Consider the following 21,595-nt stretch of genomic DNA (forward strand, 5'->3'; position numbering starts at 1 on the left):
GTCACGGTCAGGGAGGAACGAATGGGCAATGATGCCGTGTTCCGCGTCGACGGCCTGAGGAAATCCTTTGGCCATATCGAGGTGCTTGGCGGCGTCTCGCTCGAATTGCATGCCGGCGAAGTGACCGTGCTGATGGGCGCCAACGGCGCCGGCAAATCCACCCTCGTCAAGATCATCAGCGGCGTCTACGACCATGGCGGCGGCTCAATCTCGCTTGCCGGTCAGGACTTCGCGCCGAAAACGCCGGCCGAGGCGATCCGCGCCGGCGTCGTCACCGTCCATCAGAACATCAATGACGGTGTCGTCGCCGACCTCGACGTCGCCACCAACCTCACCCTCGACAGGTTGAGCGGCAGCGGCGTGCCGACGCTATTCAAGCCGGGCCGGGTGCGCCGTGAGGCCAAGGCGGTTGCCAACCGCATGGGGCTGGCCATCGACCTCAAGGCCCGCATCAGCCATCTCTCGCTGGCCGATCGTCAGATGGTGGCGATCGCCCGCGCGATGGCGCACCGGCCGAAAGTGCTGATCCTCGACGAGCCGACCTCCTCGCTGTCCAGTGCCGAAGCCGACCGGCTGTTCGCATTGCTCGACCGGCTTCGCCAGCAAGGCGTAGCCATTCTCTACATTTCGCACCGTATGTCTGACATCAGACGGCTTGCCGACCGCATCATTTCGATGCGCGATGGGGTCATCTCAGGCATCTTCGACAGGAAGCCGCTGGATTTTGAAGGTGCGGTCAACGCCATGCTCGGCCGCAAGATCCAACTCGAGCGGATCGTCGCCAGGAATTCGGCCAAAGCAATTTTTACTGCCGACGGTTTGCGGATTGCCGAAGGCGCCAGGCCGATTTCGCTGACGCTCGGCGACGGCGAGGTCGTCGCCATCACCGGCCTCGTCGGCGTCGGCAAGACCGCGCTGGCCGAGACGCTGTTCGGTTTGCGCCAGCCGCTGTCCGGGACCATGGTGCTGAACGGGAAACCCTATGCTCCGGCGTCGACCGGCGAAGCGATTGCCGCCGGCGTGTTTCTCGTCGCCAAGGACCGGGGCGAGAACGGCATCGTCGGCGGCTTCAACATCCAGGAAAATATCAGCCTGCCGTTCCACAGGCGCATGTCGCGTCTCGGCGTCCTCAAGCGCCGCATCGAACGCGCCATTGCCCGCCGGCAGATCCAGGAACTCGGCATCGTCTGCCGCTCGGAGAAGGACGAGATGTCGTCGCTTTCGGGCGGCAATCAGCAGAAGGTGATGGTCGCCCGCTGGATGTCGCAGACCGCAAGGCTTTTCATCCTCGACGAGCCGTTTCAGGGCGTCGACATTTCGGCTAGGCGCGATATCGCTGCCAAGCTGCGGGCCAGCGCCAGCGGCCGCGCGACGCTGCTGTTCGTCACCGAACTGGACGAAGCCCTGGAGACGGCCGATCGCATTCTGGTGATGTCGGAGCAGACGATCGTCGGCGAGCACCGCAACACCGATGTCGATCTCGAGCGGCTGCTGGCCGAAGTGGCGGGCGGGCCGTTGCACAGCGTAGCCTGACGGCAGGAAGACGATGAGAATTGGAATGGAGAGGGCATGAGTTCAGGTTGGGTAAAGACAGTGCCAGCGTGCGGGAGCGCTGAATGATCCTGCGCGACCGTGCCATCCGGTATGGCTTCATCGTCCTGTTGTTCGGTCTGATCGCCTATTTCGCCATTGCCGCCGATGGCTTCGTGTCGCCGCAAAGCGCCGTCTTCATCTTCCAGTCGGTCGCCATCACCGGCGTTCTGGCGCTCGGCGTCACCGCCACGCTGGTCGTCGGCGGCTTCGACTTGTCGATCGGCTCGGTCGCCACCAGCGCCATGATGGCGGCTGCCTACGTCATGGTGGTGCTGGAGCAGAATGCCGTCGTGGCGGTCGTCGCCTGTCTTGTGATCGGCGCCGTTGTCGGCCTCATCAATGGCTGGCTGATCGTCTATATGCGGGTGCCGGACCTTTTGGCGACGCTCGGCATGATGTTCCTGCTCGTCGGCCTGCAGCGCATCCCTACCGAGGGCCGTTCGATCGCCACCGGAATGACCATGCCCGACGGCTCGGTCGCCAACGGCAGCTTCGGCGCCGCGTTCCTGGCGCTCGGCCGCCATCGCTTCGATTTCTTCATCCCGAACCTCATTCCGGTGTCGGTCGTCGTCCTGCTCGTGCTGGCGGTGCTGATCTGGTTCTTTCTCGAATACACCCGTTTCGGCCGCATGATGTACGCCGTCGGCAGCAACGAGCGCGCTGCCGAACTCGCCGGCGCGCCTGTCAAGGCATACAAAATCTGGGCCTACGTTATTTCTGGGGTTTTTGCCTCGATCGGCGGCATTTTGCTCGCCGCCCGGCTTGGACGCGGCGACATCGCCTCGGGTAATAATCTGTTGCTCGACGCGGTGGCTGCGGCACTCATCGGTTACGCGGTTCTCGGCGCCGCCAAACCGAACGCCTTCGGCACGGCCGTCGGCGCGGTGTTTGTCGGCGTGCTGCTGCAGGGCCTGACGATGATGAACGCGCCTTACTACACGCAGGATTTCGTCAAGGGCGTGGTTCTCGTGGTCGCCCTTGTCTTCACCTTCGCCCTGTCCGGCAGGGGCAGGAGATAGGGTTCGACCGGGTCACATTTTGGGTTCAACAAGTGGAGGAAACGACGTGAACATCACAAGAAGACTTTTGGGGAAAGCAGCGCTCGGGCTTGCCGGCGCAACATTGCTGATGCAGTTGCCGGCAATTGCGCAGGACAGGCCGGCGCCGTTCGACAAGCCGGGTGCCGTCAAGATCGCGCTGGTCCGCTATCTCTCGACCGGCGACTTCTTCCAGGCCTATCTCTCCGGCGTTGAGGCGCAGGCCAAGGCGCTCGGCGTCGACCTGCGCGTGCTCGACAGCCGTCAGGACGCGGCGCTTCAGGCGGACATGGTCGACCAGGCCATCGCGCTCGGCGTCCAGGGCATCATCATCCAGCACGGATTGACGGAATCGATGAAGGACGCCGCCCAGCGTGCCGTCGATGCCGGCATCAAGGTCGTCGCCTTCGACGTCAATGTCGAAAACCCCAAGATCCCGCAGATCGAACAGTCCGACCGCGACCTCGCGCGCCTGGCGCTCGAACAGGCGGTCAAAGACAATGGCGAGAGCTGGAAGGCCGGCTATGTCTATGTCGCCGGCATCGCCCCGCTCGATCGCCGCAACGAGACCTGGGTCGAATTCAAGAAGAAATATTCGGGCATCAACGAAGCCGCCATGTTCGGCACGCTCGACAATCCGATCGCCAATTCGGTTGCCAACCAGGCTCGCTCGGTGTTGTCGGCTCATCCCGACATCAAGGTGATGTTCGCGCCCTATGACGAATTCGCCAAGGGCGTAAAGATCGCCGTCGACGAGGCCGGGCTGAACAAGGATATCAAGATCTATTCGGCCGACATCTCGACCTCCGACATCGCCGCGATGCGCGAGCCCGACAGCGCCTGGGCGGCAACCGCCGCCACCAACCCGGCCGTCGTCGGCCAGGTCTCGGTGCGTGCGCTGGCGCAGCTCTTGGCCGGCGAAGATCCCGGCCACAACGTCATCGTGCCACCGACGCTGATCACCCAGAAGGACCTGCTCGACAAGGACATCAAGAACATGGAAGACCTCTCGGCCAAGCTGCCGCAGTTCGCCCATGCCGATGTCGCCATGCCGGCCTGGATGCCGAACCCGAACGCGAAGTAACTTTCGGCACGAGCAAAACAATAGCCGCCTGCAGCAGCTTGCTGCAGGCGGCTTTTTTGTCGAAGATGTCTGGCGCGCCGGACTGCCGAATTTCAATTGTCGCAGTCTCCGATTTGCAGGCCGATTGGACGGTTGAACCCAGGATTCGACGGGTACATGGAGGCGCATGCGGTAAGAGAGGAAAGTCCGACCGGTGTCGTCGCCGGAACATTTTTTCGACGCTCGCAGGCCACCACGGGCGTTGTGGTGTTGGGTGGATCGAGTGGTCGTGTTGATGTCGGGCGCGCGCGGCTTTTTACAGATGCCGGTACGTCGGCCTTGGCGTTGCAGTGGTTTGGCGGCGAGGGCCAGATTCCGGGAATATGTGAAATTCCCCTGGAAACGTTCTTTGCAGCAACAGACTATCTCATTGAAACAGGGTGCCGTCGCATCGTTTATGTCGGCACATCCAAAGGTGCCGAGGCCTCATTGCTTGCCGCGGTCCATGACCAGCGAATCAACGCGGTGGTCGCGATCAGCCCGTCATCGGTAGTTTGGGGGAATATCGGTGCGGGCCGGGATGGTGCCAGTTGGCCTGAACGATCCTCATGGTCGCTCAACGGTATCGCGCTGCCGTTTGTGCCGGCAGATCCAGATTGGACACGAGAGTATGTGGATGGCCTGGTATCTTACAGGGGGCTTTTCGAATGCTGTTTGAAAACCTTCAAGAGCGAAGCGAATGCGGCGACCATCCCCGTTGAGACCATATCGGCCGAGCTTCTGCTTGTCGCCGGTGGCAACGATGCGCTGTGGCCTTCCCTATCGTTCGCCCGAGATATTATTAGGCGGCGCGGCGAAGCAGGTAAGGTCACTCATCTCATTTCGTCGCCGGATGCGGGACACCGCATTCTGTTGCCAGGCGAGAGCACACCACGCTCGACATTGCACGCACATGGAGGCAATGACGAGGCCGATTCAAAGCTGGGCAGAAAGGCTTGGGAAGGCATCCGAGGCCTGCTGTAGTAGCAGTTCGAGAATGCCTTCCATGGCCGTGTCGCAAAATTCCGAGTTGCGTGCCTGTCTCGGCCGGTTCCGCCTACCGCAGCGCCGCCGCGATGTTGCCGCCGTCGACCGTCGTCACATCGGCTGTGGTCCGATCGGCCAGCGCTTGATGCAGAAAGGCCTGGGCGACGTCTTCGGCCGTCACTTCCTGCCCGAGCAGGTTGCCGGACATGTACTCCTTCTCCGATACGCCGCGCGCGCCCGAGCGGCTGGCGATCATGGCGTCGGTCAACAGCCCCGAACGGATGCGGTCGGCGTTGACGGCATTGGAGCGGATGCCTTGCGCGCCGTAGTCGAGCGCATATTGCCTGGACAGGAACAGCGTTGCCGCCTTCGGGATGCCGTAAGCGCCGAACTTCGGTCCCGGATTGATCGCCTGCTTGGAGGTATTGAACAACAGCACGCCGCCGGTGCCCTGTTCGAGCATGATGCGCACGGCATTCTGCGCCGCCGACTGGTGGGCGAAGAAATTGAGTTCGAAACTTTTGCGCAAAGTGGCGTCGTCGAGCTCGCCGATCCGGCCCTCCCAGGCTGCGCCCGCATTGGAGACGAGAATGTCGAGGCCGCCGAAGACGGCGACGGCTTTGTCGAACGCAGCGCGCATCTGCTCCGGATCGGTGATGTCGGCGCCAATGCCGATCGAACCGTTACCGGCTTTTTTGGCGGCCTCGGCAGCTCTTGACCCGTCGACATCGACGACCACCGCATGGGCACCGTTGTCGGCGAATAGCTTTGCCGTGGCAGCACCGATCGCGCCGGCGCCGCCGGTGACCAGTACCACCTGGCCGGTCAGCGGCTTCGGCTTGTTGGCGGCGAGTTTGGCCTGTTCCAGCGACCAGTATTCGAGCGGGAACAGATCGGCTTTGGAGAGCGGGCGGAAATCGCCGACGGCTTCGGCGCCGCGTACCGCCTCGATCCACATTTCGCCGACGTCGGAGGCGATCTTCGCGTCCTTGAGCGTGCGGCCGTGGCCGAACATGCCGAGGCCGGGCACCAGCGTCAGCCGTGGCATCGTGTCGAGCATGGTGCGCTTCACGTCGTCGAGCGCATCGTTGGTTTCGAAATAGGCGCGATAGTCCTTGGCGAATTTTTCGACATGCTGGCGGATGACGGATTTGTAGTCGCCGACATTGTCCGCGTCGGGCGCCGGCAGTGCCATCGGTCCGGTCTTGATGCGGATCGACAGGTCGGGCGTCGACACGCCGCGTCCGGCATAGTCGGCAATTCTAGCCGAATTGATGAAATCGACGATCGCATCCGAGGTGCGGAAATCGCTGACCATGCGGTCGAAGCGGCCTTCGCCGCGCGCCACCGCCACCGCGCCGCGCAGCATCGGCGCAATGTCCGCAGGCTTGGCCAATCTGGCCGGCAAGGCCGCTTTTTCGGTGCGCGGCTTGCCGTGGCTGGCGATGAAATCCTCAGCGACGTTCACATAATGGATCATCCGGTCATAGGCCTGCCTGGCATCCTCGCCGAAGGTGAAAATGCCGTGCTTGTCGAGGATCAGGCCTTCGACCGTCGGGTCGGCGTCGAAAACATCGGCGGCAGCCTTCGCCAGATCGAAGCCCGGCATGATGTAAGGCACGAACCCCATCTTCTCGCCGAACACTTTTCTGCTCAGCGCCTCGCTGTCCTCCTGGTCGACGATGGCCAGGATTGCGGTCGAATGCGTGTGGTCAACGAATTTGTGCGGCAGGAAGGCGTGCAGCAGCGTCTCGACCGAAGGGTTGGGCGAGGACGGATCGATCAGGTTCGCCCGCTGCAGCGCGACCATGTCCTCGTCGGAGAGCTTCTTCAGCGACCGCGCCTTCAACAGCGCGCCGAGCTTGACCGCCGGCAGGCCCTGCGGCTCGATGACGCCCATGTCCCAGCCGCTGCCCTTGACGCAGAGCACGTCCCATTCGTCGCCGACAAGATCGGTGGCCTTGGTCTTGCACGAGGTGTTGCCGCCGCCATGCAGGACGAGCCGCGGCTCGCCGCCCAGCAGCCTGGTCGTATAGACGCGCAGCGCCAGGTCGCGGGCCACACCCTTCTTTGCATAGTCGGCGACCAGCTTCTCCGCGTCGCCGTCATTCCACAGGTTCTTCATGTCAGCTTCGTCCGATTTCTCTTTTGTTGTGAACAGGAATGCCGCGACGCCCTGATGACAATGCGTCGGCGACTGAAACTAGGTATCAGGCGACCTTTTCTGCTACTGCTCCGGCATGGTCGAGCAGCCGTCGCGCCATGCGCGCGCCGACGACGAGATGGGTGCAGAGCCCGCCGGCGATCGCCGCGACGAGCGGTTCGAACTTGCTCTCTTCCTGCACCACCACCAGGCGCTTTTCGATCTGGCGCAGCGATGACAGCTCTGCCGAAATCAGCCGGCGGTTGTAGCTGCAGTCGAGCGCCTGGCCTTCGGTATCGATGATCTGCCCGGCAATGACGCCGGCTGCACCCGCCTTGCGCAATGCAGCCATTTCGCTTGGCGTCAGCGCGCCGCATTTGACCAGATGGCTGTCGGTATCCACCGAGCCAACCGAGTATAGCGCCAGGTCGCAGTCACCGATACCCGACAACTGCTCGCGGATCACCGGTTCGGCGCGCAGGCCGCGTGCCAGTTCTTCCGTCGTCAGCACCAGCGGCGCGTAAAAATTCAGCCCCTTGGCATTGAGCCGGCGCGCGATTTCCATCGTGCATTGGTCCGGCCGGTACGAATAGGGTGCTCCCAGATTGCCGCAGAGCTGCACCACCGTCACGTCCTGCAGGTCGGCATAGGACATGATGTCGGCGATCGTGTAGATGGTCCGCCCCCAGGCGACGCCGATACGGTCGCCCTTCCTGACCAACTCAAGAAAGACGCTTGCCGCCAGCACCGCGATGTCGGTCGACGGATCGGCGACATAGCCGTTTTCCGGCGCGATCCAGACCGCGTCGAGCTTAAGCGCGTCTTCCAGCTTGCGTGCCAGCACGTCGTCGGTGAAAAGCTGGGTCGAGGTCGAGATGTTGACGATGCCGGTCTCGCGCGCCTTGCGCAGATACATCGCCACCGAGGCACGGGAAATCTTGAGCTGGCTGGCCACCTGGTCCTGGCGCAGGCCGTGTGCATAGTAAAGCCAGGCGGCCTTATGGATGAGCTGTTCTGCCGGTCGGATCGCCATGCCATCTCCTTGCTGACATTATTCACGGCTCTCGACAAAAGTCAAATTGGGCGCGGGCAGGTAATGCTCTTGCGCCCGTCGAATCGAGATCGTCATTGTTGTTCCAAATGCGGTCTGTCGTGGCATCGTTGGTGGTGACGCGCCGGAAGCCGGTAGCTAAAGTTCTCGACGAACACATTGCGGAGGACGGGATGGGCAATCCCTACGAACAGGATCTCGACAGGAACCCGGCCAACCACCAGCCGCTGAGCCCGCTGACCTATTTTGAGCGGGCGGCAAAGACCTTTCCCGACCAGACCGCCATCATCCATGGCCGCCAGCGCACGACCTATCGCGATTTCTGGAAGCGCTCGCTGAGGCTTGCCTCGGCGCTGGCGAAGCGCGGCATCGGCAGGGGCGACACCGTTACCGTCATGCTGTCCAACACGCCGCCGATGCTGGAAGCGCATTTCGGCGTGCCGATGACCAAGGCGGTGCTGCATTCGCTCAACACCCGCCTCGACGCCGCGGTCATTGCCTTCCAGCTCGACCATGCCGAAACCAAGGTGCTGATCGTCGACCGCGAATTCGCCGGCGTGGTTCGACAAGCGCTGACGCTGGCCAAGGTCAAGCCGCTGGTGATCGACTACGACGATCCCGATTACGCCGCCGACGCGCCCTATGCCAAGGGCCTGCGGATCGGCACGCTCGACTACGAGGCGTTTGTCGCCGGCGGCGACGAGGATTTCGCCTGGTCGATGCCGGACGACGAATGGGACGCCATATCGCTCAACTACACCTCCGGCACCACAGGCAATCCGAAGGGCGTCGTCTGCCACCATCGGGGCGCGGCACTGATGGCCTATGCCAACACCATCCATGCCGGGATGGGCAAACACCCGGTCTATCTGTGGACGTTGCCGATGTTCCACTGCAACGGCTGGTGCTTTCCCTGGACGCTTGCCGTACAGGCCGGCACCCATGTCTGCCTGCGCTGGGTGCGGCCGAAGCCGATCTACGACGCCATCGCCGATCATGGCGTCACCCATCTCTGCGGTGCGCCGATCGTCATGTCGGTGCTGATCAACGCCAGGGACGAGGACAAGCGGCAGTTTCCGCAGACCGTCACCTTCAACACCGCCGCGGCGCCGCCGCCTGAGGCGGTGCTGTCGGGCATGGCCGATGCGGGTTTTGCCGTCACCCATCTCTACGGCCTGACCGAAACCTACGGCCCGGCCGTCGTCAACGAATGGCATGGCGAGTGGGACCGGCTTGCGAAGGGGGCGAGGGCGGCGAAGAAGGCCAGGCAAGGCGTGCGCTATGCCGCGCTCGAAGGTCTGACCGTGATGGACCCGCAGACGATGCAAGAGATGCCGGCCGACGGTGAGACGATCGGCGAGGTGATGTTCCGCGGCAACATCGTCATGAAAGGCTATCTCAAGAACCGCAAGGCGAGCGACGAGGCCTTTGCCGGCGGCTGGTTCCATTCGGGCGACCTCGGCGTCATGCATCCGGACGGCTACATCCAACTCAAGGACCGTTCCAAGGACATCATCATCTCCGGCGGCGAGAATATTTCCTCGATCGAGGTCGAGGAGGCGCTCTACAAGCACCCCGCCGTTGCTTCCTGTGGCGTTGTCGCCCGATCCGACGACAAATGGGGCGAGGTGCCGGTCGCCTATGTCGAGCTGAAGCCGGGCAAGGCGGCAACCGAGGCCGAAATCATCGAGCACTGCCGCGCGCTGCTCGCCCGCTTCAAGGTGCCGAAAGCGGTGATCTTTGCAGAAATCCCCAAGACTTCGACGGGCAAGATCCAGAAGTTCCGGCTGCGGGAGATGGCGAAGCAGCCTTAGCGCCTGACCCGAAAACGGAACCGATTTCGGGAGGCATCATTTCAAAATCCTGTGCGTTCAAAAAGACGCGCGGTGTTGCAGGCGTGCCCGGCGGGAACCACATGCGCTTCATGGGCCAACTCCGTCCAGAGATGTCACCATCTGTCATCAGTGGCGTCAGCTGGCCGAAATCATGTCTTGACAGGTGATGGTTTTCAATTTACGAGTGACGAAATTCTAAATTCGTCAGTCGTAAATTTTGGCCAACGAGATGCTTGAAACCTTAGACACCACCGCCGATTCCGCCCGCCAGGAAAATGTCACGCGCATCCTGGATTGCGCGGAGCGATTGTTCCGCCACTACGGCTACGGCAAGACCAACGTCGCCGACATAGCGCGCGAACTTGGCATGTCGACCGCCAACATCTATCGCTTCTTCGCCTCCAAGGTGGAAATTCACCAGGCGGTTTGCGGCCGTATGCTCGCCACCTGCTACCGGTTGACCTACGAAGCCTGCCATGGTCCCGGCACCGCCAGCGAGAAGCTCCGCCGCTATGTGCATACGCACTATCAGTGGACGCTCGAGACCATGATCGACCAGGAGAAAGTGCACGAGATGGTCATCGTCGCCATCGAACGCGATTGGCATGTCATCGAAAAGCACATCGACAGCATCCACGAATTGGTCGCGGAAGTGATCCGCGAGGGCATCGCCACCGGCGAGTTCGTCGATCAGGATCCGGTGATCGCGTCCCGGTGTTTCGGTGCCGCCATCATCAGCCTCTGTCATCCGCAGATGATGGCCCAGTGCCTCGCCAAGAAGAACCGGGCGACGCCGGACGAGCTTACCGAGTTTGCCATCAGAGCCTTGAAGAAATGACCGTTGCCGCCCGTCGGGCGGTGATGTCGGCAATTCATCCCCACAGTTCGGGAGTACGAAAAGTGTCTTTGTCCAAGTCCATCACCTACAGGCGACCGGCCGCCGGCCTGGCACTGATTATCGTTGCCGCTCTCGGCCTCGCCGGCTGCTCGCAGGAGAAAGCCGAGGTCACCGAGATCATCCGCCCGGTCAAGGTGGTCGAGATCGCCAAGGCGAGCGATACCCGTCAGCTTTCCTATTCCGGATCGGTGCGTGCTCGCACCGAGATGAATCTCGGCTTTCGCATCAACGGCAAGATCACCGAGCGCCTTGTCGACATCGGTGACCGCGTCAAGCCGGGCGACGTTCTCGCCCGCATCGATCCCACCGACTACGAGCTTTCGGTGAGAAGCGCTCAGGCCAGCCTCGATGCTGCCGACCGTCAGGTCGAGACAGTCGAGCTTACGCGCAAGCGCGCCGAACAGCTCTACGCCAAGAATTTCGCGCCGAAGTCGCAGCTCGAGCAGGCGACGCTCAGTTACAATCAGGCGGTCGCCACGCGAGACTCCGCCCGCTCGCAGCTTGCCCAGGCGCAGAACCAGGTCCGCTATACCGATCTCAAGGCGGACAAGAACGGCATCGTCACTGCGGTTGCCGCCGATGTCGGCCAGGTGGTCGGCTCAGGCACGCCGGTGGTGACCGTTGCCATCGACGGCGAGAAGGAAGTCCTGATCGCTGTTCCCGAAACCGATATCGCCGAATTCAAGCCGGGCAAGACCGTCAAGGCCGGCTTCTGGTCCGACGAGGCGCTGACGCTCGAAGGCAAGGTCCGCGAAGTGGCCGGCAGCGCCGATCCGCAGTCGCGCACCTTTGCCGTTCGCGTCAGCCTGCCCAACGATCCGCGCGTGCTGCTTGGCATGACGGCCTCCATCGAAGCCGCGGCGGACAACCAGCAGCAGCTGGTGTCGATCCCGCTGAGCGCATTGGCGCAAAAGGACAGCCAATCGATCGTCTGGACCGTCGACCGCAGTGGCGGTACCGTTCATGCGCATCCGGTCAAGGTCGCCGCCTTCACCCCCGACGGCGTCAGTGTCGCCGACGGGCTGAAGCCGGGCGATGTGGTCGTCGCTGCCGGCACGCAGTTCATGACCGAGAATCTGAAAGTCAAGCTGACCGGCGATGCAGCACAACAGTCGGCCTCGGCCGATGATGACGCCGCAAGGCGCGTGCGCTGACGGCCAGGCAATTCACGGTTTCCGGGCGGCTGGCGACCCCCGATTTTCGAGATCTCAGGTCGATGTAACCCCCACGTCGATCCTCGCGTCCCACCGCGATGTAGATCTCTCAACTCGGAAGGCCTCGCCGCCCGGAAGCCCACATCGGAAGTTCCTTGGGCATGCGAAAGCGCGTGCTCTGTTGATCAAAATTGAAACGGACTGACGCCGATGACCACCGACACCAATGAAAAGCGGTCTTTCAATCTTTCGCGCTGGGCAATCGGCCATCCGAGCATTGCCCGTTTCCTGTTCGGGCTGATCATCGTCGCCGGTGCGCTCGGCCTGATGCGCATGGGCCAGAAGGAAGATCCCGATTTCACCTTCCGCGTCATGGTCGTCCAGGCGATCTGGCCGGGCTCCTCGATCAAGGAGATGGAGGACCAGGTCGTCAACAAGATCGAGCGCAAGCTGCAGGAAACGCCGCATCTCGATTTCGTCCGCTCCTACACCCGCGCCGGCAGCGCCATCATCACCTTGCAGGTCAAGGGCGACACCAGTCCCGCGCAGGTCGCGGATGCGTTCTATCAGGTGCGCAAGAAGGTCGGCGATATCTCGAATGAACTGCCGCAGGGCCTGCTCGGGCCCTACTTCAACGACGAATTCGGCGACACATTCATCACCCTGCATTCGATCAGCGGCGACGGCTACAGCTATCCCGAGCTGAAGAAATTCGCCATCCAGGCACGCGACATGCTGCTGACGACGCCCGGCGTCGAGAAAGCCGTGATCATCGGCGACCAGCCGGAAAAGCTCTACATCGACGTTTCGTCCAAGGTGCTTGCCGAACGCGGCCTGACGCTGACCGACCTGCAGAATGCGATCAGGGGCCAGAACAATGTCGACCCGGCAGGTTCGGTCGACACCGGCCAGCGTTCGGTGCGTATCTCGGTCGAAGGCGACGTGGCCAGGGCGGCCGACATTCGCGAGCTTCGGCTGCGCGCCGGCAACCAGGTGACGCGCCTCGGCGACATCGCCACCGTGACCTCCGGCCTCGAGGACCCTTACCAGCGCAAATACCGCTTCAACGGCCACGACAGCGTCCAGCTCGGCGTCGTCATGGCCAAGGGCTTCAACGTCACCGATGTCGGCAAGGACGTCGAAGCGACCTACAAGCGCTTCGAGGAGGCGCTGCCCTATGGCGTGTCGGTGGACCAGGTTTCCGACCAGCCGGAAGTCGTCAAGGATGCGGTGGCCGAGTTCATGGAAGCGCTCGGTGAAGCGCTGCTGATCGTGCTTGTCGTCTCGTTCCTGTCGATCGGCTGGCGTTCGGGTCTGGTGATCGCGATCGTCATTCCGCTGGTCCTGGCCGCCACCTTCGCCATCATGTACGAGCTCGGCATCGACCTGCAGCGCATCTCGCTCGGCGCGCTGATCATCGCCCTTGGCCTCTTGGTCGACGACGCGATGATCGTCGTCGAAATGATGGAGCGAAAGCTCGAGGAAGGCTTGGTCAAGGTCGAGGCGGCGAGCTTCGCCTATTCCTCGACCGCCTTCCCGATGCTGACCGGCACGCTGATCACCACGGCCGGCTTCATCCCCGTCGGTTTCGCCGCCTCGACGGCTGGCGAATATGTGCGCACCCTGTTCTACGTCGTCGGTATCGCGCTGGTCGTGTCCTGGTTCGCGGCGGTCTATTTCACGCCATGGCTCGGCCACATGATCCTGAAGCAGCGCAAGCACGCCGGCAGCCATCACGATGTCTTCGACACGGGCTTCTACCGTCGCCTTCGCTCGACCGTGACCTGGGCCGTGCGCCATCGCATCATCGTGCTGGTGATGACGATGATGACCTTTGCCACCAGCCTGTGGGCGTTCCAGTTCATCCCGCAGAATTTCTTCCCGCAATCGTCGCGCCCGGAAATCCTTGTCGACCTCTGGCTACCGGAAGGCACCAGCATCAAGGAAGTCGAGACACAGGCCAAGGCGCTCGAAGCCAGGATGATGGACGACAAGGACAAGCGCTTCATCGCCACCTATATCGGCGAAGGCGCGCCGCGTTTCTTCCTGCCGCTCGACCAGCAGCTTCGCAATCCGAATTTCGCCCAGCTTCTGGTGATGGCCAATGACGAACCGGCCCGCGAGCGGCTGATTGTCAAGCTGCGCACCATCCTGGCCGAGGATTTCCCGTCGATCCGCGCCAAGGTCGACCGCCTGTTCCTTGGTCCGCCGACCGGCTGGCCGGTGCAGATGCGCGTCATGGGTCCGGATCGCCAGGAGGTGCGCCGCATCGCCGACGAGGTGAAGACGAAGTTCCAGGCAAATCCGCTGCTCGGCGCCATCCACGACGACTGGCTGGAGCCGGTGCCGGCGATGAAGCTGGTGATCGACCAGGATCGCGCCCGTGCGCTCGGCGTCACCTCGCAGCGCATCCGCCAGATGCTGCAGGCGACCATGTCGGGAGCGCCGCTCGATGACTTCCGCGACGGCGAGGAGACGGTTTCGATCGTCGCCCGCGAACCGGAGGCAAGCCGTCACCTGCTGTCGGCGGTCGATTCCGTCTATATCCCGACGGATTTCGGTGGCTCCGTGCCGCTGTCGCAGGTCGCCAAGATTGTCCCGGTGCTGGAGCAAGGCGTCGAATGGCGGCGCGACCGCTTGCCGACCATCAGCGTACGCGCCACGCTGCCGGATGGCGTGCAGCCGAACGATGTCGCCATGAAAATCTATGGCGAGATGTCGGGCCTGCGCGCCGGCCTCGCACCCGGCTACAAGATCGAGATCCAGGGCGGCGCCGAGGATGCGGCCGAAAGCCAGGCCTCGATTGCGGCGAAAGCTCCAGTCATGCTGGCGGTCATCGTCGTGCTGCTGATGATCCAGCTGCAGCATTTCGGGAAGGCGATGCTGGTGCTGGCGACCGGTCCGCTCGGCATCATCGGTGCGGCGGCGGCACTTTTGATCAGCGGTGCGCCGTTCGGCTTCGTCGCCATCCTCGGTGTTATCGCCCTGCTCGGCATCATCATGCGAAACTCGATCATCCTGGTCGATCAGATCGACCAGGACATCGCCGCCGGCGTGGAGCGCTCCGAGGCCATCATCGGCTCGGCCGTTCGCCGGTTCCGGCCGATCGTGCTGACGGCGCTGACGGCGGTGCTGGCGCTGATCCCGATCTCGCGCGGCGTCTTCTGGGGGCCGCTCGCCTATGCCATGATGGGCGGCATCCTGGTCGCCACGGTGCTGACCATCCTTGTCCTGCCGGCAGCCTACGCGCTGTTCTTCGGCCGGGAGCCCAAGAAGGTGGTGGAGCAGCCGGCCGAGACGGAAGAAAAGAACGAAAGGCCGCAACTGGCCCTGGCGGCCGAATAGAGCTGTTGGCAAATGTGACCTCCGGCGGTTTAATCCGCCCACCAGGCGTAGGTGCCGGAGGAGGACCGTCATGACCATAGCTCAGGCACCGCTGCGGCTGCCGATCGACGGACGCCATCGCCAGATGTTCATCGGCGGTGGCTGGGTCGATGCCCGCTCCGGCCGGACCATGGAGACCCGCAATCCTGCCACCGGCGCGGTCATCGCCACGGTGCCGCGCGGCGACCGCCTCGACATCGACTTGGCGGTGACTGCCGCCCGCAAGGCGTTCGAGGGACCGTGGAGCCGGCTCAAACCTTACGAGCGGCAGGTACTGCTGCTGAGGATCGCCGATCTCTTCGAAAAGAACTGGGAAGAGATCAGCCTCTCCGACACCACCGACATGGGTATGCCGATCGTGCGCACCCGCGCCAATCGCAACCGCGTCATCGGCATGCTGCGCTATTATGCCGGCATGGCGACGGCGCTGCACGGCGAGACGATCGAGAACTCGCTGCCCGGCGAAATCGTCTCCTTCACCCGCAAGGAGGCGGTCGGCGTCGTCGGCGCCATCATTCCCTGGAACGCGCCGACCGCCGCGTCGATCTGGAAAATCGGCCCGGCGCTGGCGACCGGCTGTACCATCGTGCTGAAACCATCGGAAGAGGCGCCGCTGACGCCACTGCTGATCGCCGACATCATGAACGAGGCCGGCGTCCCGGAAGGCGTCGTCAACATCGTCACCGGCACCGGCACCGAGGCGGGCGCCGCACTCGCCGAGCACATGGGCGTCGACAAAATCGTCTTCACCGGCTCGACGGCGACCGGCCAGTCGATCGTGCGCGCCTCGGCCGGCAACCTCAAGCGCGTCTCGCTGGAGCTTGGCGGCAAGTCGCCGGTCATCGTCTGCGCCGATGCCGATCTCGACAAAGCGGTGCCGGTGGCCGCGATGTCGGTGTTCGCCAATTCCGGCCAGATCTGCATCGCCGGTTCGCGCCTTTTCGTCGAACGCGCCGTCCATGACGAGTTCATCGAGCGTCTCGCGGCATACGCCAAGGGTCTCAGGGTCGGCGACGGCATCGACCCGGCGACCGAGATCGGCCCGCTCGTCTCCGAAAAGCAGTTGCAACGGGTCACCGGTTACCTCGAGGCCGGTACTGCAGAAGGGGCGAAACTCGTCACCGGAGGCACCCGGCTTGTGGAAGGCGCGCTTGCCGCCGGCAATTTCGTCGCGCCGACTGTCTTTGCCGGCGTCTCGGACGATATGAAGATCGCCCGCGAGGAGATCTTCGGGCCGGTGATTTCAGCCTTGCCGTTCGATACGCTGGACGAGGCGGTCGAGCGGGCCAACAACACGCCTTACGGCCTGGCTGCAGGGGTCTTCACCCAAAATCTCGCCACCGCCCACCGGCTGTCGCAAAAGATCCGCGCCGGCTCGGTCTGGGTCAACACCTATCACGCCATCGATCCGGCCGTGCCCTTCGGCGGCTACAAGATGAGCGGCTACGGCCGCGAGGGCGGCGCCGAACACCTTGACGAATATCTCAACACCAAGGGCGTGTTCATCAAGATAGATTGAGCCGGAATAGGCCCAGAAACGAAAAACCCGCCTCAGCGGCGGGTCTCGGGGCGAATCAGCACCATAGCGATGTTAGTAGCATAGTTGCCGGCACAAAGCAAGAACAAAATGCGGGGATCGAGCGCGCATTGCGCGCCCGATCCCTCATGGCAAGCCTCAGATGACGAACAGCCAGTTGGCGAGCAGCATCACCGCGACGCCGGCGATCAGCGTCAGATAGGGCAGCATGCCCGCCTTTCGAACCGTAAGGTCGGACGAACTCATGCCGAGATCGGCCAGCATGTGGTCGGGGAATTTGCCCTTGTCCTGGATGTAGTGGCGGAAGCAGAACACCGGGATGATCAAGGCGGCCGTGATCAGCCCGGCCCACAATGCCATCGGGTTCCAGACCTTGGCGCCGGCGCCCATGAAGACCGCGTTGACATAGGCAAAGATAGCGCCGAGGCCGAGCAGCCAGCTCGGCGCCTTCCATGGCCGCGCAATGTGGCCATTGTCGATGCGGTGGATCCAGCCGGCATTGAGGTTGAGGAAGTTGAAGATGATGTAGCCGCAATTCGACACGGCGAGGATGAAGAAGAAGCTCGTCGCGTCGGCCGAAGCGATGGCCAGCACAATCAGGTTGAAGATCAAGTCGGTCCACATCGCCCGCGTCGGCGCACCGTGCTCGTTGACGTGGCTGAGGTAGCGCGGCAGCCAGCCGTCGACCGAACCCTGGTAGAGCGTGCGCGAAGAGCCGGCCATCGCCGTCATGATGCAGAGCACCAGCGCCAGGATCATCAGCATGACCAGCAGGCTGTGGATCAGCTGTCCGCCGCCGACCATGCCAGCCAGCGCATCGGCAACGCCGGAGCCGTCGACGATCGGCGTCGCCAGCATGCCGTTCAAGCCGAGCACGCCCTGGAAGGTGAACGGCACCAGGATGAACAGCAGCATGCACAGAAGGCCGGAATAGAAGATCGCCTTGAAGGTATCGGTGCCCGGGTTCTTGAACTCGGAGGTGTAGCAGACGGCGGTCTCGAAACCGTAGGTCGACCATGCCGCGATGAACATGCCGCCGAGAACGAGCGTCCAGCCTGCGATGTTCCACGCGCCGGGCTCCGGCGCGTAGGCTGCCGCGAGCGGGACCAGCGGCGAAAAGTTTGCCCAGTCGATCTGGCCGGTGACGATCGGCACCACGCCGACGATCAGCATCGGGATGATGACGAGCAGGCCGATATATTTCTGCACGTTGGCGGTGCCAAGGATGCCGCGATGCTGGATGGAGAAGATGATCAGCATCAGCACCGCGCCGATGAAGAAGGTGGCATTGAAGGTGAAGGAAACCGGGCCAAGCGTATGACCGTAAAGCGTCCAGTTGCGGATCGCCGGCGTCGCCGCAGTGGTGACCGCGGTGATGGCGTCGGCGGCGCTGGTTCCGGCATGGGCCGCGATATAGGCGGCGACTTCCGGCGAAGTGTCGGTGAACAGCGGCACCGGCGCCAGCGCATTGAGGATATAGGCGGCGGCGATCGAGCAGCCGAGCGACAGCACCGGCGACCAGGCGAACCAGTTGCACCACACCGAAAGCGGCGCGATGAATTTCGAATAGCGCAGCCACGCGGTGGCGCCATAGATCGAGGCGCCGCCGGACTTGTTCGGGAACAGGCCGGCGATTTCCGCATAGGTGAAGGATTGCAGGAAGCCCATGATCATGGATGCGGTCCAGATCATGAAGGCCAGCGTTCCGGTGGTGCCGGCAATGCCGCCGATCGAAAACAGGACAAGGGCCGGAACGCCGCTTGCCACCCAAAAGGCGCCGCGCCAATCGATGTTCCGGTGCAGCTGCCCTTCGGCAGGCGGCACCAAGGTGGTGACTATCGTGCTCATTTACGTGGATTCCCCATTTTTGATGTTCCCTATCGGCAACAGCCGCAATCTCGCGAGGCGTCATCGACGCTCACGTTGAACTGCCCAGGCGTTTTCCGCTCAGTAGTATTTTATTCTTAGCAGTGAAGATTGACCCAACGCGCTTTCACGTCAAGCGGTTTGTGACGCTGTGCACATTGCGCTTGTGAAACAGTCGAGCTTCGTTGGCGCTGCCAACGGGTGCGGTCTTTCCTTCTCCCCTTGTGGGAGAAGGTGGCCGAGCGTAGCTCGGTCGGATGAGGGGTGTTCCAGCTTGGCAAAACCGCACTTCGTCCAGCGCCCCTCAACCGTCTTGGCGCTGCGCGCCAATCCACCTTCTCCCGCAACAAGGGGAGAAGGGAAGAACCAGGCAGCGTCGATCAGGAGCGCGGCCTGGTCTTCTGCGGATCGTAGTGGGCAATGGCGACGACGCGCGCCGGCAGCCGCTTGCTGTGGCCGTCGAGCTTGCCGATCTCGACCTCGATGCCAATCGCCGAATGCGCGACGTCGAGCCTGGCCAGCGCGATATTCTTGTTCAGCACCGGCGAACGCATGCCTGAGGTGACGACGCCGACCTGGGCGCGGCCGACATGCACGCAGTCGCCGTGGCCGACCGCGACATTGGCGTCGATGTCGAGGCCGACCAGCTTCTTCTGGGGGTTTTCCTTGCGGCGGATCAGCGCCTCGCGGCCGATGAAATCGTCGGTCTTGGTCTTTAGCGGCACGGTGAAGCCGATGCCGGCCTCGAAGGGGTCGGTCTGGTCGGAGAACTCGTAGCCGGCAAAGATCAGCCCGGCCTCGATGCGCACCATGTCGAGCGCTTGCAGCCCCATCGGCTTCAGGCCGTGCGGCTGGCCGGCCTCCCAGATGGCGTCGAACACCTTTTCGGCGTCGCGCGGATGGCACCAGATCTCGTAGCCGAGCTCGCCGGTGTAACCGGTGCGCGAAACGACGACCGGAATGCCGTTGCCGCCGCCGATGCGGGCGACGGCAAAGCGGAACCACTCGAGCTCGTCGATCGACGGCTGCAGCGGCGAGGTCCAGATGATCTGCCTGAGAATGTCGCGGCTTTTCGGTCCCTGCACGGCCACATTGTGCATCTGGTCGGTCGATGAACGCACCAGCACGGTAAGGCCGAGTTTCGTCGCCATTTCGCGCAGCCATTCGCCGGATAGATCGTCGCCGCCAACCCAGCGGAAATTATCCTTGCCGAGCCGAAGCAGCGTGCCGTCGTCGATCATGCCGCCATGCTCGTAGCACATGGCGGAATAGACGACCTGGCCGACGCCGAGCTTCCTGATGTCGCGGGTCAGCGTGTATTGCAGCAGCGCTTCCGAATCCGGGCCGGTGATCTCGAACTTGCGCAGCGGCGACAGGTCCATGATCACTGCATCCTGCCGGCAGGCCCAGTATTCGTCGATCGGGCCTTGCCTGGCGAAGGAATTGGCCAGCCAATAGCCCTTGTACTCGACGAAGTTGCGGGTGTGCTTGGCAAAGCTCGAATGAAAGGCGGTCTCGCGGGTCATTTTCGGTTCCGAATCGGGCGTCATGCGTCTGGCGATCGCTCGCGAGAATTTGTGCTGGCCGGCATAGGTCCGCACATGGATGTCAGTCAGGTTCCAGCCATTGGCCGGCGTCGTATCGTCGGGGCAGGCGGACGAGACGCAGACGATATCCGTGAGCGCCCGCAGCAGCACATAGTCGCCCGGCCGCGACCACGGCTCATCGGAAACGACGACGCCATGCGCGTCGATGGCCGTGTTGAAGAAGAAGTTGATCGCCATCCAGCCGGCGCGGGGCGTCACACCCTTGTCGGCCAGCGCGCGGTTGAAATTCTCCGAGCAGTTGGGATGGCCGGGATAGCCGATGTCGTCGTAATATTTGGCCGCGCAGGCGAGCGCGAATGCATCGTGCCGGCCGCAAGTGTCCTGGATAACCTCGACCAGCGGCTCCATGTCCTGGTCATAATATTTCGAGTGCAGCCCGGGCATCGGATAGCTCGAACCCATCAGCGTGCGCGTCGTCGTCACGTCGAGCGGATGATCGCGGCCCTTGTCCAGCTTGCGCGCCGAAAGGCACTGGAAGTCGGTGCATTGGCGCCCGTCGACATCGATGATCTGCAGATAGTCGCCGGCTTTGACGAAATAGGCTTCCGCCGTCGCCGAATGGATGCGCAGATCGAGCACCGGATCGGCCAGCGGGTCGGCAAGCCGCGACTTCGCAGCTGGACGGATCGTGGCGCGGCGCAGGATGACGCTGAGCGGCGTTGCGGTATCGTGGCCGTCGACCAGCATCGGACCGCCGGGTGCAGCGACGAGCATCGAGCCGTCGCGGGCGATCGCAAAGCTCTGTTCGGTGCCGGCAGGGGTGGAGCCGCCGAAGACGCGGACCGCCTTTGCCTGATCTAGCTGTACCTGGCGACGTTCGAGGCCTCGGCGCAAGGAAGCGAGGCTATCGTCGCTATCGGCCAGCAGCGCCTTAATGCCGGCGGCATTGCTGTTCGATTTTTCGCCGAGAATACCGGGATCGGTTACGCCGGTGCTGTCCCATACCAGCAGCTCGCAGGCCTGCCCGCCCTCGACATTGCGCACAGTGATGCTGTCGCCGGCCTCGACCTCGATCAGCACCGCGCCATTGCCCTGAACCGAATAGCGCTCCATCCCGGCCGGCAGCGCGATCTGGCCTGGCCGCAGGATCAGACTCGGCCGGGGCGGTCCGGCGGCGATTACGGGGTAGGGCGACTGGCTCATCTCAACCCTGGTTTCGAGAAACAAGTTTGCCTGTGCGTGAAATTATTTTAGCGGGAAGAATAGGGCAGAAGAGCCGGAGTTGGCAAGGTGAAGGTGGCACAAGCTCCCCCTTCTCCCCTTGGGGGGCCTTTGCAGAGAAGGCGCATAGATATGCGATTTGAGGCATATATGCTTTTTTGAGCGTCGGAGAGCGCTGCTTGGCCGTTCAGCGCGGCATTTTTCAGGATAATCGGCTCATCCGGCCGATTACGGACGGAC

Annotated in this window: 14 protein-coding genes; 9 read left to right on the forward strand and 5 right to left on the reverse strand. The window is 63.0% G+C overall.

What is annotated here, in order from left to right; translation table 11 throughout:
- Nucleotides 1–21 precede the first annotated feature (21 nt).
- The 4 genes from NKH01_RS14080 to NKH01_RS14095 all read left to right on the forward strand — a co-directional run bounded on the left by NKH01_RS14080 (nt 22) and on the right by NKH01_RS14095 (nt 4,716).
- Nucleotides 22–1,533, forward strand: a complete 1,512-nt coding sequence (locus tag NKH01_RS14080) for a sugar ABC transporter ATP-binding protein (protein WP_353020629.1) — start codon at nt 22–24, stop codon at nt 1,531–1,533.
- A gap of 83 nt (nt 1,534–1,616) precedes the next feature.
- On the forward strand, nt 1,617–2,612 hold the full coding sequence (locus NKH01_RS14085; RefSeq protein WP_023716746.1) for an ABC transporter permease: 996 nt from the start codon (nt 1,617–1,619) through the stop codon (nt 2,610–2,612).
- 46 nt (nt 2,613–2,658) lie between these two features.
- On the forward strand, nt 2,659–3,714 hold the full coding sequence (locus NKH01_RS14090) for a substrate-binding domain-containing protein (RefSeq protein ID WP_023716747.1): 1,056 nt from the start codon (nt 2,659–2,661) through the stop codon (nt 3,712–3,714).
- A gap of 156 nt (nt 3,715–3,870) precedes the next feature.
- Entirely contained in the window at nt 3,871–4,716 is an 846-nt protein-coding gene (locus tag NKH01_RS14095) for an acyl-CoA thioester hydrolase/BAAT C-terminal domain-containing protein (RefSeq protein ID WP_352909365.1), read from the forward strand.
- A gap of 73 nt (nt 4,717–4,789) precedes the next feature.
- On the opposite strand, the gene NKH01_RS14100 is transcribed toward NKH01_RS14095, so the two are convergent.
- Both NKH01_RS14100 and NKH01_RS14105 read right to left on the reverse strand, forming a co-directional pair.
- Complete coding sequence (locus tag NKH01_RS14100) at nt 4,790–6,844, reverse strand: bifunctional aldolase/short-chain dehydrogenase (RefSeq protein ID WP_353020632.1); 2,055 nt, start codon at nt 6,842–6,844, stop codon at nt 4,790–4,792.
- Between the two features lie 85 nt (nt 6,845–6,929).
- Nucleotides 6,930–7,895, reverse strand: coding sequence for a sugar-binding transcriptional regulator (locus NKH01_RS14105; protein ID WP_352482687.1), 966 nt, complete (start codon nt 7,893–7,895; stop codon nt 6,930–6,932).
- Between the two features lie 191 nt (nt 7,896–8,086).
- Between NKH01_RS14105 and NKH01_RS14110 the strand changes: the two genes are divergently transcribed.
- The 5 genes from NKH01_RS14110 to NKH01_RS14130 all read left to right on the forward strand — a co-directional run bounded on the left by NKH01_RS14110 (nt 8,087) and on the right by NKH01_RS14130 (nt 16,703).
- Nucleotides 8,087–9,727, forward strand: a complete 1,641-nt coding sequence (locus NKH01_RS14110) for an acyl-CoA synthetase (protein WP_023716751.1) — start codon at nt 8,087–8,089, stop codon at nt 9,725–9,727.
- A 250-nt stretch (nt 9,728–9,977) separates the two neighbouring features.
- Entirely contained in the window at nt 9,978–10,586 is a 609-nt protein-coding gene (locus tag NKH01_RS14115) for a TetR/AcrR family transcriptional regulator (RefSeq protein ID WP_023716752.1), read from the forward strand.
- 62 nt (nt 10,587–10,648) lie between these two features.
- Nucleotides 10,649–11,800, forward strand: a complete 1,152-nt coding sequence (locus NKH01_RS14120) for an efflux RND transporter periplasmic adaptor subunit (RefSeq protein ID WP_353020635.1) — start codon at nt 10,649–10,651, stop codon at nt 11,798–11,800.
- Between the two features lie 210 nt (nt 11,801–12,010).
- Nucleotides 12,011–15,145 (forward strand): efflux RND transporter permease subunit, encoded by a 3,135-nt coding sequence (locus NKH01_RS14125; RefSeq protein WP_353020638.1) that lies wholly within the window; start codon nt 12,011–12,013, stop codon nt 15,143–15,145.
- A gap of 70 nt (nt 15,146–15,215) precedes the next feature.
- The gene (locus NKH01_RS14130; RefSeq protein WP_023716755.1) at nt 15,216–16,703 is read left to right on the forward strand and encodes an aldehyde dehydrogenase family protein; all 1,488 of its coding nucleotides are present in this window, start codon (nt 15,216–15,218) and stop codon (nt 16,701–16,703) included.
- A gap of 156 nt (nt 16,704–16,859) precedes the next feature.
- On the opposite strand, the gene NKH01_RS14135 is transcribed toward NKH01_RS14130, so the two are convergent.
- From NKH01_RS14135 to NKH01_RS14145, 3 genes are all read right to left on the reverse strand, one after another.
- A complete protein-coding gene (locus NKH01_RS14135) occupies nt 16,860–18,569 on the reverse strand; it encodes a trimethylamine N-oxide permease (protein WP_353004976.1) in 1,710 nt (569 codons plus the stop codon).
- A gap of 398 nt (nt 18,570–18,967) precedes the next feature.
- Nucleotides 18,968–21,337 carry a trimethylamine N-oxide demethylase gene (locus NKH01_RS14140; protein WP_353020641.1) on the reverse strand — a complete coding sequence of 790 codons (2,370 nt, stop codon included), beginning with the start codon at nt 21,335–21,337 and terminating at the stop codon, nt 18,968–18,970.
- Between the two features lie 47 nt (nt 21,338–21,384).
- Nucleotides 21,385–21,595, reverse strand: a 211-nt coding sequence (locus NKH01_RS14145) for a hypothetical protein (protein WP_353020644.1), incomplete at its 5' end; no start/stop codon positions are given.

Origin of the sequence: Mesorhizobium sp. M1403 (assembly GCF_040317695.1) — a bacterium.
Taxonomy (GTDB): Bacteria; Pseudomonadota; Alphaproteobacteria; order Rhizobiales; family Rhizobiaceae; genus Mesorhizobium.